A 19,837-nucleotide genomic window follows, 5' to 3' on the forward strand; every position below is an offset into this window, starting at 1 on the left:
GTGGTGTTTATTGTTACTACAAAACTATTCTCATCTGTACAGTTTGGTGTAGTTCCTGATTCTGCATAAACGTAAATTGTTTGGGTTGTCGTAATACTGGTTCCTGATGCAATTACTGTTCCTGTGCCGCCTGATCCTGTGTAATACGTATTACCTGCATTTAAGGCTGGTAACACATAACTGTCACATGCCGTAACATCGGCTGGTGCATCTGCGGTTGGTGTAGCGTTTATCGTTACTACAAAACTATTCTCATCTGTACAGTTTGGTGTAGTTCCTGTTTCTGCATAAACGTAAATTGTTTGGGTTGTCGTAATACTGGTTCCTGATGCGATTACCGTTCCTGTGCCGCCTGACCCTGTGTAATATGTATTGCCTGCACTTAAAGCCGGTAATACATAACTGTCACATGCTGTAACATCGGCTGGTGCATCTGCAGTTGGTGTGGTGTTAACTATAACTGTTTCAGAATCTGTTAAAGGCACAGTACAACTTGATACAGGTAAGGTATACTCTACCCCGTCAATCCATAACCTACCTGCTAAACGGTTAAATGTAAGCGTATTAGTTGCCACACCCGTAACAAAATTAATTTGTTGGGAAACGTCTATAGGACCTGTATTAAAGTTTATAGTATTAACACCATCTGAAATAGTCATATCTCCTGCTGCTATATCCTGAGCCACAGATAAAATTATAGAAGTTCCAACTGGAACAATATCTTCTAAAACTAATGTTAGAGTTGTATCTGCTCCATTTGCTATTTGAGCTGAATTAGTTGCATCTAGGGTTGAACCTATTGGCAAGATTGGACCCGAAGCATTTGCGGAATTTATTGCTCCAGAACCTGACAAACCATTACCTACAATAGGAGCTCCCACAATTGATACTTGAGTTAAATTTATTGTTTGATTTGTTACTGGTGACGTCACCGTAACAGTAGCATTTCCTGATGCATCCAATGTAATTGTTTGAGTGGCCCCGCCATTTATATTATATTCTACAGTAGCGTTTGGTGTACCTGTAATAATAAATTGAGCGTTTGTACCATCATCACAAATTGGTGAAGCTACAGCTGAAGCATCTGCAGTTGGACCTGGAGAGACAATAACGGTTTCTGAAACAGATAAAGCAGAAACACAACCACCTTCATCCATTGAAATGACATTAATTGTTTGATCAGTAATTGGCGCTGTTACGGTAACAGTTGCATTTCCTGATGCATCCAGTGTAACTGTTTGAGTAGCACCACCATTAATATTATATGATACAATAGCATTTGGAGGACCACTTAAGTCAAAAACTGCGTTTTGACCAGCACAAATAGTTCCATTTGATGTTACACCATTAAAAGTCCCAGATGCTGGGTCTGAAATAACAATATCTCTTGGTGTACATCCTGCTGTACCTGTATCTACCGTAGTGTAATTTCCTGCTGGCAAATTAGGAATAGTTAAAATCCCATTAGCATCAGAAGTACCAGAATACGATTGTGGTGCCGGATCATTATAGGTAATTGTGTAAGCTGTATTAGGCTGAAGTAACTCAATGTATATAGCTCCATCTGACGCACCACAAACTGATGGCTCAATTGCAGAAATTACAGGACAGCAATCTGTAGTACCTGCACCTGGGTTTCCTGAATTTGTTTGAGTAAGGGTGATAAACCCCTCGTCTCCATCAAAATTTGTGACTAAAAACATATAAAATTCCCCAGCCTGAGCTCCTATAATATCTGCCGTCTCTATTGCAGCAAAACTATAGCTACAGTCTATAGGTGTATTAGCTGTAAAATCTAAGCACGCATCTGATGGTTGCGTGAATGGTCCCCAAACCGCAAAATCTACATCCAATCCGGTACCCGTTCCCCCTGGCCCGGTAGTCTGCTCAATTTCTACAATAATATCACCTGAAGTTCCAACTTCTATAAAATACCAAGCTGGATTAGGTGCAGAGCCTAAACATGAATTTGTTACTACTTCTGCAGGTGCATCAGGTACACAATCTGCATCGGTTGTATTAGGAAATTCTAACGCTCCAGCGTCTGCGCAGAATGCTCCAGATCCTCCACAAACTGAGTTAGCTGGTGGAGTCACACCGCCTGGAATTGTATCTCCTCCTGGAGTGGTTGTACAACTTATAGTGGCTTCCCAACCATCTAGTTGAACTGAACTATCAGACTCGAATACTACTGTTATACAACCTGATGGATCACTTGATGCTATAAAAGTTCCACCAGCACACGCACCGATATCTGGTGGGTCATTGTCACCATAAACACCAATTACGGTTCCTCCAGTTCCTATTCCCTCATAAAAAGTTAAAAAATCGAATGGTTCTCCTTCTACATTAAAACTTGAAAAATCAAATTGAATGTAATTTCCAGGTGTTGAAGGACAGAAAGTAACTTCAAAAGACTCACCCGCAGAGTAGTTTCCTCCTGCACCTCCAGAATCCACAAATGTTCCAGAGCATGTTGTTTGCACACCAGAACCTGTAGTTACATCACCCATGGTGTAAGTCTGAGCAAAAGAATAATTGGTTAACACTAAAGCTAACAGAAAAAGTATTTTTTTAATCATCTCTGAATTATTTAAGTGGATTGATAATAAGTAAATATTGAGTATTTCCTAATCTGTAAATTTTAGATTTTTGAGGAAACATCGGGGCCTTATACTTTAAAGGATTAAAGGATTGAATAGAAAATATGTTGTCCTTTTGTAGTTGAGGATTATATTTATTATTTAATGGTAAGTCTAAATAATTATCAAACTTTTTATTAATATCGATATCATTGCGTAATTCAATATTAATGTTTGAAAAAAACATATTAATTACTTTGTGTCTTTCTGGATTTTGAAAAACTAAATCTTCTGATTGACTTGCGTAAACTTCTTCTATAAAGCCACGTATTTGGCTTTCTGAATAATTAGCTTGAGAAAAACTAAATTGTAATAAAATAAGAAAAAAGGTAAGAAAAATGTATTTTTTTTGCATATCGAACAATAATTAATATTAAGAAGTATTAAAATATTGTTAAATAACTCAATTATCAACTTAAAATACAAACGAAAATTACGTGTTTCAACTATTTTTTATGCCCTTCGTCGAAGATTGGAAATAAAAATATAAAATAGGCAGCTAAGAGCACCAATTCTATTTTTGAAATCGATGGATTTTATTTTAAATTTTTATCCAATGTAAAAATTTAAACTAAAGAATAATGAAATTTTCATTTTAGAAAGGATAGCCAATTGCAAAATTTAGAATTGGTTCATCGAATTTAAAATCTAAACGCTCTCCTTCAGGTAATGACGGATCATGAAAAGGTGCTGCTAAATCTAAACGAATAACAAATCCCTGAACATCTATACGGGCACCTATTCCTGTTCCCATACCTAATTCGTTTATAAAATTATTAGAAAATTTACCACCAGGTAAACTAGGATTTTCTTTAGAGTTCCAAACATTTCCAGCATCTGCAAAAATTGCTCCTTTTAAAAATCCATATACTGGAAAACGGTACTCTATATTTGCCTCTAGTCTGATATTTCCTGTCTGATCAAAAAAAGTACCTTCATCTGTCCCTAACTCATTATAAGTCCCTGGTCCTAATGATCGTATTCTAAAAGCTCTCACGCTATATGGCCCTCCTGAAAAATACTGCTTCGTGAAAGGCAATATATCTGAGTTACCATAAGCTAAACCATATCCAGCAAAAAGACGAGTTGCGATTTTTTGTTCCTTGCCAAAATTGAAATGATAATGAAAATCTACATCTGCTTTTGCAAATTGTGCATATTCGAGACCAAAAATTTCTTTTGCTCCATTTGGCGCACCTTCTTTTCCAAATAAACTGATACTATTTCCAGCCACATCGAAATTAAAGTTGGCAAAAATCTGGTGCTTTTTTTTAGTATTAACCATTTCATTATATGTAAATGAATAGGTTAAACCAGATATAAATTCTTGATCAAAACTTCGTTGTAAAAAAGGATTTTCATCTAGAATTCTTTGAAACTCATCTGTAGTGTTAGATAGTCTGGTATAGTTTGTAGAAATAGGATTTACAGCATGTGTAACATAGCGATTAGCATCCCAAACGTAACCAAAGCGGGCATTCGCAGATAATAAACTGTATAATTTTGTACGGTTTAAGTAATCAAACCCTAAAGACATTCTGGTTTTAGGTATAGCGTACTCAAAATAATTATCGCTAATTTTTATAGGAAATAAGACTCTTGGAAAAATTAATTCCGCCTTAGCTCCAAGCTCCAAACTACTTAATCCTGATTGATTACCGCTAGCTATTTGGGTTTCGTAAGCAGACTTTAAACTGATATTTAAAGTTTCTCCACCTTTAAATAGGTTGCGATTACTAAATGTTAAAATAATTCCTGGACCTGCAAAACTGTTGGACTTTGTTACTGCCTGCAACTCTGCTCTTACTGCTCTTTTATTTAATGGAGACAAAAAAATGTCGGCATCTAAATAGCCTATTCCATCTGAAGCGGAAGAATCTATTTCTTTGTATTGAATGTTAACATACTTGTAAGCTCCGATTGTAGATAATCTTCGTGCTGTATTTTTTGATGTTTGTGGATTATAAAGCTGACCTTCTTCTAGTGTAATAAATGGATTTAATCGATCTGCTCTAAAAAATTGAGGATCCTGAATATAGTTTTTATTATCATATCGCTCATTATCGGAAACTTTAGAATCTTTTGGCAACTCATAATCTGGATAAATATTAAGATTCCTTATACGATATGGTATAATGGCTTTTTCTGGCACATCATTTTTAAGCTTTAAAAATAAGTCTATGCGTTTATTTGCGTATTGATTGCTATCGGCTTCAAATATTAAAAAATCTGAATTAAAATTAAAATAACCTCTTTTTTTTAAAATTCCATCCAAACGCTCTCTTTCTAATTTTAAACTTTGTAAATCAAACCTAATGCCTTTCTTAAATTGAGAACTTTCTACACTTTGTTTAATTTGGCTGTAAAGAGGTTCGGGCATAGAATCTACCTGATATGACTCTATAAGATATGGGGTTGGCACGCTTACACTATAAGTTACAAAAGATTCTTTAGCATCCTCATTATCTGTAAATGTGCTATTAGCTGTGCTATAAAAAAAACCGTTATTTTCTAACTTATTTTTTAGAACATCTTCTACCTCATAAGACTGTACATCGCTTTTATAAACAGGTTCTTCTCCAAACTTTTTATACAGCCATCTATTTAAAAAACCAGGTTTTTCTTTCTGATTAACATAGTAATAATGTAAGCCAGGACGCATACCTAAGAATGTTGAATTGGGCTTTGGTGTTGTAGCAGCTTCTAAAATCGCTTTCAAATCTTGTGGCTGCTTTACACTACTATCTGCTTTAATTTCAATTTCTGCTCCAGTGTATAATAATTCGCCTTCAGGTATATATTTTTTAACCGCACAAGACTGTACAAGAACTACAACAAGATTTGCCACCAATATATATGAAAGCCAATTCAAATTAAAACCTTTTAAATATTTCATGTACTTTAAGACTATTCTTTATTTAATTCTTCTTTGTTTGGATCTATCATTTCATTCTCTTTTAATTCCTGTTCTTTTTCCAAACGTTTTCGCTCTGCTTTTTCTTCTTTAGTTTCGCCTTTTATAATAGCATCCCAAAGCTCACTAAACTTATTGAATTCTTGGGTGAAAATAATTCCTATCCCACTTACAATGGTTTGTCCATCAATGACATTTTCAAACTCATTTCGTCTAAAACCTTTTAATTTATAACGTCCGTTTTTAGTTAATAGATATTCTAAACTTACATTTCCAATTAGAGGAGTTTCTTCTCCTGTAGAACTACTACCTTGCAAATCAACTTCACTACCAACTCTAACAATTAACCGATCGTTAAATAATCTTTTTTGAGCAGCTACATTTAATTGTGTGCGCTCTTCGGGAGCGTTTCCTTGATAATCGGTATAACTATCTAATCCAAAATCCAGCTCAAAACTAGATTCTCCCAATATTTTATTTGAAAATGTATTTAACTGATCTGAAACCGCGTCGTTTAAATTATCTCTGGCAACTGTTGCAAATCCTCCATTACTTCCATCGCTTCCTGGCTCTGGATAAAAACGATTTAAAACAAGCAGTGAAAACACTTGACGATTTAGTTCATCTTCCTGCTGATTAACCTGCTGAACACGTCCATAAACCTGACCACCTATAGCACCTTGTTCGTTTTCGGGCATATCTAACTGAAAGGCAATTTTTGGCGACATTAACTCACCATCAATATTTAAATACACATAAAAAGGTAAGACTTGTTTGTATTTACTTCTTACAGCAGCATCTGCTCCAGAAAGCTGTGGTGCCATAAGTGATGATGCCGAAGCTTTTAGATTGTAAATGGCACGAATATCAAGCTCCGCATCAAATGGGTCTCCAGACCAAGTAACTTTACTTCCAGGTGCTATTTCAAATTTTCGGTTAACCAAATTATACAAATTCATTTCATATAAACCTGTATTTACATTATAAGTACCTACTAAATCCATACGACCATTAGGTTTCATCAAGAAATTAAACTCTCCATTTCCTGCAACTTTAAAGTAATCTCTAGTTTCTTTATCTATAATAATTGTTACTGTAGCCTTATTTCCAATCTTCAAAAATGTTTTAATGTCAAAACCTTTTATGGTTGCGGTTTGCTCTTCCACCTGAGTTAAAATAGCGTCTGGATTTTCTCGATTTACAAAAACAACTACACCATCTCTATTTTCTACATTTACTGTTGCAGAAGGCATAACATAAGTAACATCGGTTTCTGATCCAACTGTAACATTAGCATCTAATATGGGAATTTGCAAGTCTCCTGTAAGCATACCTTGCGCATCAAAACTTGCTTTACCATACAAATAATCATTATCTTCTTTTGTAGCATCTAGAACCTGAAAATTCTCTGCTGTTAAACTTAGATTAAAAGTTGGATTAATAAAGCTTTCTGTCCCAATGTTACCAGATAAAACTAAGCTGTTATTATCCACATCTTTAATTGTAAAATCATTAAGCGTCAATCCCTCATTGTTTACTAAAAGTGATTCATTTTCAAATTTAAATGCTGCATTAAACATGGCTATGTTAAAATTAGCATTATTAAAATTTAATTGTCCTTGATAACTAGGGTTTGTTGTGGTCCCGTTTAATTTAAATTGCCCTGAAAAGTTTCCAGAAGTATTTTTTAAATAACCTTGAGAAAACTTTTCTAAGGCAATCATTTTAAATTCCTTAATATCTAAATTTAAATCTAATTTTGCGCCTGTGCTATTTGCAATATAATCGCCCACCAAATCTAAAGTAACATCACCGCCTTTTAAAGTCGAATTAAAAGCATAACTGTTACCACCAAGAGATCTTCCTGTTAAGGCCAAAACTCCTAAGTTAGCTTTTAATACTTCTAACTTAGAGATTTCGATATCTGCCAGTATTCCCGTATTTTGAAAAGGCTCTTCGAGCACAAAGTCACCATTTATGGCTCCACTAGCTAAAGTTTTTTCAGTGTTAAAATAACTTAAAAAATCACCCAAATTGAAATCCCTGAAGTCTAATGCAATGTGCTCTTTTGTTATGTTTTTTAAGTTATCTGTAATCTCGACAGATTGAGAACCGTTACTAATTTTAAAGTCGGTAAATTTTAAACGGTTTTCACTATAAACCATTTCATTAGAATCTGGAATAGTCCAAGGTTCCTGATTAAACGTTAAGCCTTCAGGCTGAACTTTAAAAATCAATTCGTTTCTTGTTCCTGTTATTTTTGAATTGACATTTATTAACTTCTCTTCTTTGTTATACGCTTGAATAGCCAATAGCATTTCATTATTTTTCTGTTCACCAGAAATTCGAGTGCGTTGGATATCTATAGGACCTCCTTTTAAAGCTTTAAAACCAAAGTCAAAATTTAAATCGGTTTTATTTGTATTCAAACTAAAATTTAGACTATCCAGTTCTGTATCGCTATAATTTATATGAGGCGCGGTAACATTTGCTATTAGTTTACGTTCGGCTTGCTTAAAATCGACATCTATAGAGATGGTATCTAAATCTTTTACATTTACTAAAAACACCTCATTTAGTAGTGGTGACTGGGTAATATGTCCTTTTAAAATTAAATTAACTGGTTTAATAATACTGTCTTGTACTATGGCATCTCTATAGAAATAACTATAGATATGATCTTGCAAAGCTGTAACAAAACTTTCTGGATCTGTATTAGATTGTAAATCTAAATCTACCAACTTATTGTAAAATCTAACAGAAGTGGTGTCTGGTTTCACAAATCCATCGGCTTGAATAGATCCAACCAGATATGTGTTATTATCGTAAACTACTACTGCATCATCTACGTTTGCATCAAACTTATAAGTTTCTGCATTGCCTTTAAAATTTGCTGTAAGTTTTAAACCTGTTCGTATGTCTCGATTTGCTAATCCCAAACCTTCCAAATTCGCTCCAATTAAATCCAAATTAATTTTGGCTTCTGGCGCAATAGAATCTAATAAAACATCTGCATTTAAATTTAGGTTAATTGCCTCGTCTTTGTAATTTGACACCACATTTCCTTTACCGTTTCTTATAGCACCTGTTAGTTTTAAATCGTTTATAGCGTAATTGTTATATCCAAACTTAGAGACTACAGCTTCTACATTAGCATCCAGATTATTTATAGTTTTACCGTTTCCTTTGGCATCTAAAGTCACGCTTAAATTACCCAAAGTATTATTTTGTAACAGCTCGCTTAATTTATAATCTTCTATACTAATTTTAGCATCGAACGCGATTGTATTTGTGTTTTTGAAACTTCCGTTTATAGTTGCAACTCCTTGTGATGTTGATAGTTTTGTGTTGGTCATTAAATTGTCCAGACGTCCATTTAAATTCCCTGCAATAGAAATATTTTTAGGAAGTGATATACCTAACTCTTTTTCGTTTACAAATTTTACTAGATCAGATTTGATGGTTTTTGCTGAATAATTGGAAATATTTAAAGCTAAATCTTCCGGACTAGTAGCATTTAAAATAGATCCCGTTGCAGTAATTTGAGTAGAATTGCCCCAATTGACATAAGTGTTTTTTAGGGTGATATTTGACAAGACGCCATTAGCATTAACAGTTCCGGTAAGTGGTCTTTGACTTAAGGTTTTTAAGTAAGGATTGTTTTTTAAATCTGGTTGAAATTTAAACACTTCATTTAAATCTACTTTAAAAACAGGAAGGCTTAAATCTATTTTAGCATTTTCGGGACGTTCTATAAATGAAGCGATAGATTGATAATTTAAATCTACATCTCCATTTAAAGTGTTATTATTAAGTTTAAGTTTTAAATCGGTAATACTTAAATTAGTATTGTCTATATTAAAATTTAGAGATGCATTTTTAAGATTCAAACCTGAGCCTTCATTAAAACTTAACGCTTCTAAATTTAAAACCCCTTTTTTATTTTTTGATAGTTCTGCGTTTCCTTTTAAATTAAGATTTGTAAATACCAAAGCCTCAGGATTGAAATAATCCTGTTTAGGTTGTTGATTATTTACAGTATAACTAATCTTATTATTTTCAAGGTTTAGATTTTTAGCTACAAACTTTAAAGCTGGCCATTCAAAACCGGTGTTAGAATCAACATTTGTTTTGGTTGAAGCATCTTCCGTTTCTGTTTGAATTGCGATGACCGAATTTTTTAAATCTAATTTATCAATTTCAAAAATGCTTTCAGCTAGATTAACTTGAGGTAATTCGGTATATAAATTGGAAATATCTAGAGTGGCTGCAATCTTATCAGCTTCAGACTTATAATCTGCAAATACATTTTTTAGGGTTAATTCTTCTACAGCTAATTTGGGTAAAGGCGTTTCCTCTGCATTAGGATCTATAGACACTGGTTTCTGGAAAAATTTGATTTTTGCATTAGTTAACTCAAATTTGGAAGCTTTAAAATCCATGGTTTCCAGATTGCTTTCTTCCATATTTAATTGAAGCGCATCAAATTTGAATTGGCTATCAATACCCGTAACCGCATCGTTATAAACCACATCTATATTTTTCAAATCAAAATCTCCTAAAATAATAGTTAAGGGCTGATTTGCTGTAGTATCTACAGGCGTATTTGGATTAGGTGCTGGGGTTAATGCCTTCAATAAAAAATCAAAATTAAACCCATTTGTTGTATCTTTTCTTATAATATTGGCACGTAATCCGTCCCACTCTACTGCATCTACGCCAACACTTCCACCACGAATCATGGACCAAAGTGGTAAGTTAGCTTCCAGAGATTTGGAATACACTAAAGTATCGCCTTTTTGATCTTCTAAATACAAACCGTCAATTTGTAAATTTCCTCCAAATGTTAAAAACAGATGTTCAACTTCAACTATTGTATTGGTTTTATTGGAAACATACTTAGTAGCTTTATTTACAATAATGTTTTGTCCAAACGGACTACGTATAAAAAGAACCACAGCAAAAAACAAGAGTAAAATAACCAGAAGCGTTTTGCCTAGTATTTTTAATACCCTTAAAAATTTTTGTTTTGGGGTTTTGGTCGTTTTTGTATTAGATTTAGAATCGTTCAATTCTTGATTTATATTTTACTAATTTGAAGTTTAAATGCTTAAAAACACATCATTTTACGACATGTAACCCAAAGGTTAAAATTTTTAACGAGATATGTTAACACGTTGGCTAAATTTTATCATCCTAAAATCTATATTCCAGACTTTTAATTTTTGTAAACTCTATTTTAAAACAAATAAATTAATGTTTTCGCGGTAAGTAAGGGACGGTTAAAGCTCAAATTTAATTATCTTTCAAAAAAATTAAAATTTAGTATTAACATGCGTTTAAAGCAACATAAGTTCTCTCTAGTCTCTATTCTATTCTGCTTCGTTTTTAATAGTGCCTGCAGCCAATCTGTTACTGCAGAAAAAGACAGTTACGGGATTGATCAAACCAACAAGCTAATTGTTTGGCATGTTCCAGATTTGGATGCGTCACTTTCTATAGGTCAAAACGTCTCCGAACTTGTTTTTGATAGTAATTATAAAATGGTATCTAGCAACACCAAACTATCTTACGAGCAATCTTATAAAGTCAATGCAAATGGTACAGATTACAAACTTTACGTAACCAAATTGCCTATTATACAAGTTGAACTTGACACAACAACACTTAATAGCGATAAAAAATTTGGAGCGAACTTTAGATATTTTTATCAAGACAAGGCAATATCTTCTGCTATGGGTATTCGCCAGCGCGGTAATTTATCGTTGACGTTTCCTAAAAAATCTTATGACATCGAATTCTGGAACGACACCATTTCAAAAGAAAAAAAAGATTTAAAGTTTGAAGGTCTTAGAGATGATGATGATTTAATTTTAGATGCACTTTATAATGAACCTTTAAAGGTGAGAGCCCAAGTAGCTTCAGAATTATGGACTGAAATGCATAAACCTTATTATTTAAATGAAGAACCCGATGCTAAAAGTACTTACAGGTCTACATATGCGGAAGTATTTGTAAACGGACGTTATAATGGTGTGTATGCTATGTCTGAATCTGTAGACCGTAAACAATTAAAACTTAAAAAAAATAAAGACAATGTTGTTAGAGGCGAACTATTTAAAGCCAACTCTTATGCTGGTGGACCAGATTTTAAAGTGGCTGGCGAGTTTAATAATGCATTCCCGCATTATGTAGGATTTAGAATGGAGTATCCTGTAATCGATTACGATTCGCACTGGGATGATTTAGCAAAGGTTTTAGATGTGGTTGTTAACCAGTCTGACGCCAATTTTAGCTCTAACATTTCTAAAGACATTCACATAAATAATGCTATAGATTATTATTTATTTATTAATACTATTGGAGCAGTAGATAATTTTGGTAAAAATTATTATTTAGCCAAATACAATTCAAATGAGCCTTACTTTTTTGTACCATGGGATTTGGATAGTTCTTTTGGGTTGGTGCAAAATGCTGAAAAATATACGGTTACAGACCGTACATTTAGCAATAATTTGTTCGACCGATTACTTGCCGTAAATCCTAATGAGTATAAAACAAAACTAAAAGAGCGTTGGAAAACTTTGCGAGAGTCTACCTTAGCTGAAAAGGCAATTATATCTCGTTTTGAAAACTATTATTCAGAATTTACTGCACATAAAATTTACGAGCGTGAAGCTTTAGTTTGGCCTAAAAAAACCAGTAATCAGGATGATTATAACTATTTAACGGAATGGGTTCAAGACAAATTAAAGTATCTGGATACGTATGTTGAACAGTTATAGCCTATTCCAATAGCATTTTTTCACCCAAATCGTTAACGATATATTCAATACCATTTTCTATTAACAGTCCTTTGGTTCTACCAGAGAACTTGTCGGCGCCATGTAAAACATCTACACGTATGACTTTACCATCATACGAAGACGAAATGGTGTTAACTACGGTATGACCAATCACCACTTTTTTGGCTTTATAGTACAATAACAGCTCATCGAGTTTTTCTTGTGTTATTTGTGGATATTTAAAATGATCTACAACTAAGCCACGATACCAAAAAGGACCTTTAGAACCATAAATAAATATTTCAGCTTCAGATAATTCTTTTTTAGATTTTGGCGTTTGTATATGAAACTGAGAACGGGCTTTAGTATTAATCTCTTCAAGACTTAATTGATAGTCCAAAAGTTCCGGACTCAAGCCTGCATGAACAAATATATAATCTCCAATTCTTTCAATCACATTTTTTGAAGCTAACCATTTACCAAGTTCAGAAACTTCGGAATACATGTATTTCACAGCTTCTTCTTTATTAGAAGTCCCACTAATTTTCAGTGCTGCTTTAATATATTTTAAACGGTTGTAACGATGTTTCCCTTGAAAATTTAAGACCTCATGGTTTCCTAAAATAAAATGTACTTGTCCGCCGCAAAGTTCTGCTTGTTGTTCCAATTTATAAATAAGCCATAATACTTGAGTAACGTTTACACCTCTGTCTACAAAGTCGCCCACTAGAACGAGTTTCCCATCGTTATAAATCCAATTATGGTTTTGATCTATGATATTATTGCTATATAAAAAACTTGCAAACGCATTGTATTTTCCTTCAATATCTGCAATTACCATCATTTGATTTGATGATTTATATATACTTTCAGGAATGACGTAATTGGTTTTTAAAGCCACATGAAATTCGTCTTTATCTTGGTTATCGACCTCAACCAACAAAGAATCTCTATTAAAATTGATTTCTTTTAAAAACTGATGATTTCTGGTAATGCGGTATAGCGTATCTTTTATAATATAAGGTCCATCTGCTCCAGTAAATTCTGCCTCATCCAGATAATGCTCTGTATCTTCCGTTTCTTTCTGAGCTATGGGCAATTGAACTTCTTGAGCAAATACCATATTATTAAAACAACATAGCCAGACTAACAAACATAGTTTTTTAGCTGAATGAAATTTATAACCGCACAGTGCTCTTGAAAACATAGAAACATTCTAAAATTGAAGTTTAATATAAGGCTATAAATTAAAAAGACTTCAAGTTGTACGACATTTTATGATAGGTTTAAGAGCTTCATCTTAAAAAAATTATTTATAAGTAATGTTTAAAATCGTTTCTTTATGGAGCCATTTACCCGAATTGGTAACTACATAGGATTTTATGTTTATAGGATTTTTATAATCGTCAAACGTATATTCGTAAAATCGTTTTGAAGGTAAACTTGCGTCTATATATAATTTATTTTTACCATAACTAATGTTATAATTAAAGTTGTAATAATCTTCTGGATTATAATAAGCTGTACCATCTTTAGAATAAACATTATGGCTTTGCTTGGCCTCTATAAGTTGATGGTTTATGTCGTACTTAAATTCTATCTTCTTTTCAAATACCTGTCTATCATCTGCAAGGTACTTTTTATAATCAAATTCTGTAATTACAATTGGCTTTTTAGTTTCTTCCTCAATTTCAAACCAAGGAATAGAGTAATAGGCTTCTTCTTCTTTTAATTCTATTAATAAATTAAGGTTATTATAAGTGTAGTGTTTTTCATAAACAGACAAACCATCTCTGGTATCAAAACTTTTAAACTCTATAATTTGACCTTTGGAGTTATAAGTCGCTATCTCTATATTTTCTCCATCATAGTCATGGTCAATTATTTTCTTAATTAATCTTCCTTTATCATCATAAAGGTATGATGTCATCACATTAAATTCATCAGATTTATTTACAATAACTCCATTTTTTAATTTATAATAATAACTTATATAATCTAAACTATCAAATACGAACAACCTAAACTGTCGTCTTTTTATTTTTTCTACAGACGAAACACCTAAAACATCTAAAATTGGTTGTTTACTTATTTTTTTATTGCTTATAAACTTTTTTGTAGGTTGATTAATTTCTGTATTTGTACCCAAAGCCTGCCCTGATGAATTATACTCGGTATAAATTCTGTCAATTTTTGAAATAGGTCCGTTATAACTATTTGTATCAAAAACAAAATCCTCTTGATTAAAATAAAGCAATTCCTTTTCTGGAGCTGGAAATTGTGGTTCATTAAACACTATTTCTTGAGAACTAGCAATAATTGAAAATGTAAATAATATTATTTTAAATAAATTTTTCATAGTTTTTTTTTATTTTAAAGACTAAAAGCAAGTGAAAATGTAAAATAGCCAAGTTTAGGTTTTGTATATTCAAATTTCTCTTCTTTATCATAATTACTTCTGTAAATAGTGATGTCATTATTTGTTGTTGAATTCAACCATTCTCTTTCAATAACATCATTGTTTTTAAAATTTAAATTTGTTAGAGGAATTACATCTGGAGGCAATGATTCATTTATAGAACCACCTAACACTCTAAAATTATAGGTAGAGGACATATATTCTGCTCCGAAAGTAAATCTTCCAATTTCAAATTGCAAGCCTCCTCCAAAACCAATACTAGAGTAACTTTTAGTTCCTATAGCTAACTCTCCAATACCATAAGGCGTAATTGCCGTTTTGTTTGACAAATCTATTCGCACACCCATAGATAACTCTAAACCTCCTCCAAAAGACTGTATATTTTCATTTCTCTTAAAAAACTCATCATCTCCATCTCCAGTAGTATAAATTAAGTCTCCACTTTTCAGATCTTCTAAATCTAAATCTTCATTATACTCCCAACCGTTTATCGAACTATATACTCCATTTATATAAACTGACAAAAAAAAGAGTTTCCATGCGTTTGCGAATTCAAAACCAAATTGATAACTATTAAAACTGTTATTTTTATATTTCACTTTTAAATTTTTTCTACTCACTCTTTCTTCATTAATTTTTATATTACTCAATGCAACAAACGTATCTGCTAAAGCATTTTCTGTTTTTTGAGTTTGGAGTGTCTCTTTTTGTTTAGGTGTTAAATACTCCTCATAAACCTTGAGTTCATCGACTATTTTTTTTCTTTGACTTAAACTCATTTTATTGTTCTGAAGCTGTTTATATAAACTACCTGCTTTATATGTGTATTCAGCTCTTAATTGATCATAAGTCTTTTTTTCTTCTTCTTGTTCTTCTTCCTCTTCTTTTTCTTGTTCTTGTACTTTGTCTTTATTATTATTTTTTTTTGAGCCAGAATTACTCAATTTTATTTTGATCTGTTTTTTTCTCTCAACAATACTTAAGTCATAAATAGCTTCTCTTATAGCGTCATTAGTTTTTGACAGCTTAGATAAATTATCTGTACAATTAACATAAACTTTAGGGCATAAAACACCCAAACGGTAAGCTAGTCTTCTAGCTTCTTCAATTGCAGCTTCAGCTTCAGAAAACAAAATACTTGCATCAACTTTATCATCTTCAAAATTTTCACTATCCTCAATACCTGTATAAATATATAATCCTTCTCCTAATTTTGAATCTGCTTTACTATACAGTTGAACAAATTCTTGATTTAATTTAATATACTCTTTTTTAATTCTATCAGTTTCTTCTTTATATGCTTTCAAGTTATCTTCATACTCGCACATACATCTTGAATAAGTCGTTGAGGATTTAATATTACAATAGGAGAATCCATTATCCCCAGATCCATAATTCTCATTTTTTTCTTTCAAATCTTTACAATGATTGACAGGTGGTAATAACGTTTGTCCGTAAAAAATAAATGGAAACAAAAAAATAATTAGAAAAATAAGTTTTGAATAATTGGCTGCAAGTTTGATTTTCATCTTTAAAAATTTAATTTATAGTTTCTTTTAATTATTTAATGCTTTAATTTTTTTTGAATTATAAATATCTATTCTTCTATATCTAATTCTAAAAAACAAAACATATGAAAGTTAGTGATATTCGTAAATATAAATCTCAGATTCATTTTCGTTTAATTTTAAATTAATAGTTGTGATAGAGTTATTTTTATTATAAACAATATGGCATTCACCTACACTATTGTTTTCAGATGGCGTAATGGTTATTTTTTTTAATCTGTTATTACTATAAGTGTATAAAACTTTCTCTTTCTCTGTTTCATCTTTATCATAAACTGTTGCTGTATGTAAATGATGTTTTGGAGTGTAGTCTAATTTTAATTTATAAGTGTGCTTAGTCGCTTTTTTTGCATCTTTATCTTCTAAAACGACATTTTTATATACGACTTTTGGCAAATTATTTTTTCCGTATTCTATCTGATGTTCTGTTTGTTCTATATAATGGTATTGAAATTCATTTACCATTTCCTCTTTAAACAGTTTAACTAATCGTCCTTTTTTATAAACACCTGTTTCTATAATGGTTGTTGTGGGTTCATCTTTTAAATAAACTCTACCATAACTATCTTCGGAAACCCCATGAAAGCACTTCGTTGTTTTTTCGACAAGCTGTTGATGTTTATTGTACACATAAGTTATCACATCGTAAGATGTGTCTTCAAGATATTTTACATAGACCTCCAATAGTTGATCTGAATTGTACTTATATTCTTCCGCCAACACATAACCTTCACCATCAGTAACTCTATAGTCTTCCTCATTCTTGTTTAAAGGTGTATAAATTTTTATTGAGGTGTTTTCAACCGATGAATCTATACGTTTTGTTACGGGCAACCCATCTTTATTAATTTTAATTCCATTCTTATTAAAGCTAAGCTCCTCACTCGATAGTTTTTCACCAGAATAAATCGTTTCTTTTTTAAGAGATTTTAAAACAGAATTAGAATTATAAGCTTTAAGGTAATGACTTATAGTGTCTTTATGCTGATTGAAATAATCTGGAAATGCAGGAATTTTCTCGGGAATGTCCTGAGCGAAACTTATAGATATAGAAAGTACGCATAGGAAAAACAAAGGTGTTTTCATATGTTTTTTTAGTTGGTTAGACCTTTACAATATACAATAAATCTTAACATTTAATCTAACGCTAAGTTTGGGCATAAAAAAACCTGAACATTATTTAAACGTTCAGGTTTGTAATTTTAAAGTGAGAATAGATTAAAACCTCACCGAGACTTTCCCTCTTACATAAAATGGTATTCCTGGTGTAAAATGAATTTCTTCCGTAGATTCTGTCTCATTAAACAAACGACTTTCTGTTGCAAACTGAGTTTCATTCCATTCTGTATCAAATAAATTTTCTACAATAACACTATACGTCCAATTATTTACTTTGTAGTTTAAGTTTAAATCTGTTACAAAATATCCTTCCGCATTAATAGAATTGTCTTCATTAGCTGGTCGGTCTCCAATTAAGCGATAAGTTAAACCTCCTGAGAAACTGCCTAAACCATCCACTAAAATTCCTCCAGAAGACGTAAAATCTGGCGCTAATGGAATAAAATCTTCTCCATCTGCCTCTTCCGTACTTCTCGCGTTAGTAAAGTTAACATCTGTATACAGGTATAACCAATCTAAAGCTTGGTAACGCGCACCAACTTCTGCCCCATAACGTCTTGTTTTACCACTAGGCTCAACAATTCCTGCATCTCCAACATATACAAACTCTTGTTCTAAAAATAAAGTCCAAAGTGTTGCATTAAGTGCTAGTTTTGAAGTTGGTTTAATAATGGTTCCGAAGTCTACACCATAAGCTGCCGGTAAAATATCTTTACCATCATTTGCTACAACCACACGAGAGTCGTTAGAGTGAAACCCTATTCCTGATTTTAAAAACAGTTGCCAGTTCTGATTTACGGAATAAATCGTATTCATCTTTGGACTAAACGCTACCTTAGATTCACTTTGATTATCATAAGTTTCGGTAAGTTTATTTAAATAATCAAATCTAAAATAATCTAAACGTAGCGCAGGATTAAATGTCCATTTTCCTGTTCTGTATTCTGCATTTAAAAATCCATACGTATTCACTTCATCTACGTCGCCTAAAGCAACCGTATTTAAAGTAGTTTTTCGGTTTAAAGTATTAGCCAGCTCAATGTTATCGGCATTGTCATATCTAAAACCAACACCAGATTGATATTTAAACTGCCCATTCTCTCCTACGTTTATATTTTTTCTTTCATACGCAGTTTCTGCACCTACAATAATACGGTCTTCTTTTTGTTTAATCTGGTCTCCATTAATTGGATCTTCTAGAAAGAAGGTAAAGTTAGAAAACAACTCAAAGTCATAGTGAGATACAAATGCTCTAGTTTTAACCAACTGATTATCGTCTATAATTTTTGTGTGGTTTGCCATAAGGTTTGTTCTGCTGGTTTGTCCACCTTCAGTATCATCTATAGCTCCAAAACGACCAATTAATCCTTGGTCTACAGCTCTTTGAGGAATTTGACCCGAAGCGTCCCATTTACTTTGAAAGTGAGAAGCTGTTACATTTAATTCCTGACTACCAGGCAAATTAAAATTATATCGCCCCATAATATTTATACGGTTAAAATCTTGTGGCGAATCGAAAGCTCCATCTGTTAAGTAAATTTCTGAGGCTAAATAAGCATTACTATTTTTTGAATCCAACACATTAAACATTCCTAAAAGACGTGTGGTATTAAATTGGCCAGCTTCAAAAGAAATTAGACTTTTATCTAAAGTTTTGCGTAATCTTAAATCCACAAAACCTGCAGTATTAAAGTTACCTTTATCGGCGTAATATGGTCCTTTTCCAAAGTTTACATTTTCAATAGTTTCTGGAATTACAAAGTGTAAATCGGCATAACCCTGACCGTGTGCATGACTCACCATATTAACTGGCATTCCGTCTACACTAATCGCCACATCTGTTCCGTGATCTATATCAAAACCTCGTAAAAATATTTGTTCTGCTTTTCCTCCTCCGGCATGCTGACCAATAATTAATCCAGGAACTTTACGTAAAATCTCTTGTGAAGATTGCACTGGATTGGTTTGCACGTCTACATCTACAATACGACTAAGCAAATCAGATTCTGACACTAAAATAACCTGATCTAAAGAAATACTAGATTCTGTCATGACCATAGTAAACTTAGAATTTAAGTTATTACTTGTAATTACAACTAAATCGGTTTTATATCCTAGGTTGGAGAAGTAAACCGAATCTCCTACAGATGTTCTTGGTAAGGTAAAAAAACCTGTGGCATCTGTATGACCGTGCTGTCCAGTATTTTGATTAAATATCCCCACATCTTCTAGTGGTTTTTGTTTTTCGTTAACTACGGTTCCTTTAAAGTTTTGAGCATAGATTACGCTCGAAAAAAGCATCATAAATGCGAGTAAATTATATTTCATTTTTTAGTTTTTTAATTGGTAAATGGTTTTTTATAATCAAAACGAGGTTTGATTAATGTTTT

Annotated in this window: 9 protein-coding genes and 1 pseudogene; 1 reads left to right on the forward strand and 9 read right to left on the reverse strand. The window is 32.4% G+C overall.

The window, feature by feature from the left end; all coding sequences use genetic code 11:
- The 4 genes and pseudogenes from C7H52_RS10785 to C7H52_RS10800 form a co-directional block, all read right to left on the reverse strand.
- Positions 1-2,582: pseudogene (locus C7H52_RS10785) on the reverse strand (hypothetical protein); the annotation flags it as partial.
- Between the two features lie 7 nt (positions 2,583-2,589).
- Positions 2,590-2,997, reverse strand: a complete 408-nt coding sequence (locus C7H52_RS10790) for a hypothetical protein (protein ID WP_106463930.1) — start codon at positions 2,995-2,997, stop codon at positions 2,590-2,592.
- Positions 2,998-3,237: 240 nt separating this feature from the next.
- Positions 3,238-5,538, reverse strand: a complete 2,301-nt coding sequence (tamL, locus tag C7H52_RS10795; protein WP_106463931.1) for a translocation and assembly module lipoprotein TamL — start codon at positions 5,536-5,538, stop codon at positions 3,238-3,240.
- An 11-nt stretch (positions 5,539-5,549) separates the two neighbouring features.
- Positions 5,550-10,628: a translocation/assembly module TamB domain-containing protein gene (locus C7H52_RS10800; RefSeq protein WP_106463932.1), complete on the reverse strand. Its 5,079-nt coding sequence runs from the start codon at positions 10,626-10,628 to the stop codon at positions 5,550-5,552.
- A 261-nt stretch (positions 10,629-10,889) separates the two neighbouring features.
- Between C7H52_RS10800 and C7H52_RS10805 the strand changes: the two genes are divergently transcribed.
- On the forward strand, positions 10,890-12,341 hold the full coding sequence (locus C7H52_RS10805) for a CotH kinase family protein (RefSeq protein ID WP_106463933.1): 1,452 nt from the start codon (positions 10,890-10,892) through the stop codon (positions 12,339-12,341).
- Position 12,342: 1 nt separating this feature from the next.
- Here C7H52_RS10805 and C7H52_RS10810 read toward each other — a convergent pair whose 3' ends face one another.
- The 5 genes from C7H52_RS10810 to C7H52_RS10830 all read right to left on the reverse strand — a co-directional run bounded on the left by C7H52_RS10810 (position 12,343) and on the right by C7H52_RS10830 (position 19,775).
- On the reverse strand, positions 12,343-13,464 hold the full coding sequence (locus C7H52_RS10810) for a metallophosphoesterase (protein WP_106463934.1): 1,122 nt from the start codon (positions 13,462-13,464) through the stop codon (positions 12,343-12,345).
- A gap of 186 nt (positions 13,465-13,650) precedes the next feature.
- Positions 13,651-14,700: a hypothetical protein gene (locus C7H52_RS10815; RefSeq protein WP_106463935.1), complete on the reverse strand. Its 1,050-nt coding sequence runs from the start codon at positions 14,698-14,700 to the stop codon at positions 13,651-13,653.
- A 14-nt stretch (positions 14,701-14,714) separates the two neighbouring features.
- Positions 14,715-16,289 carry a hypothetical protein gene (locus C7H52_RS13370; RefSeq protein WP_146130043.1) on the reverse strand — a complete coding sequence of 525 codons (1,575 nt, stop codon included), beginning with the start codon at positions 16,287-16,289 and terminating at the stop codon, positions 14,715-14,717.
- 111 nt (positions 16,290-16,400) lie between these two features.
- Positions 16,401-17,414: a hypothetical protein gene (locus tag C7H52_RS10825; RefSeq protein WP_106463937.1), complete on the reverse strand. Its 1,014-nt coding sequence runs from the start codon at positions 17,412-17,414 to the stop codon at positions 16,401-16,403.
- Positions 17,415-17,546: 132 nt separating this feature from the next.
- Complete coding sequence (locus tag C7H52_RS10830) at positions 17,547-19,775, reverse strand: TonB-dependent receptor (protein ID WP_106463938.1); 2,229 nt, start codon at positions 19,773-19,775, stop codon at positions 17,547-17,549.
- Between the last annotated feature and the right edge of the window lie 62 nt (positions 19,776-19,837).

The organism is Aurantibacter aestuarii, from assembly GCF_003008425.1.
Classification (GTDB): Bacteria; Bacteroidota; Bacteroidia; order Flavobacteriales; family Flavobacteriaceae; genus Aurantibacter; species Aurantibacter aestuarii.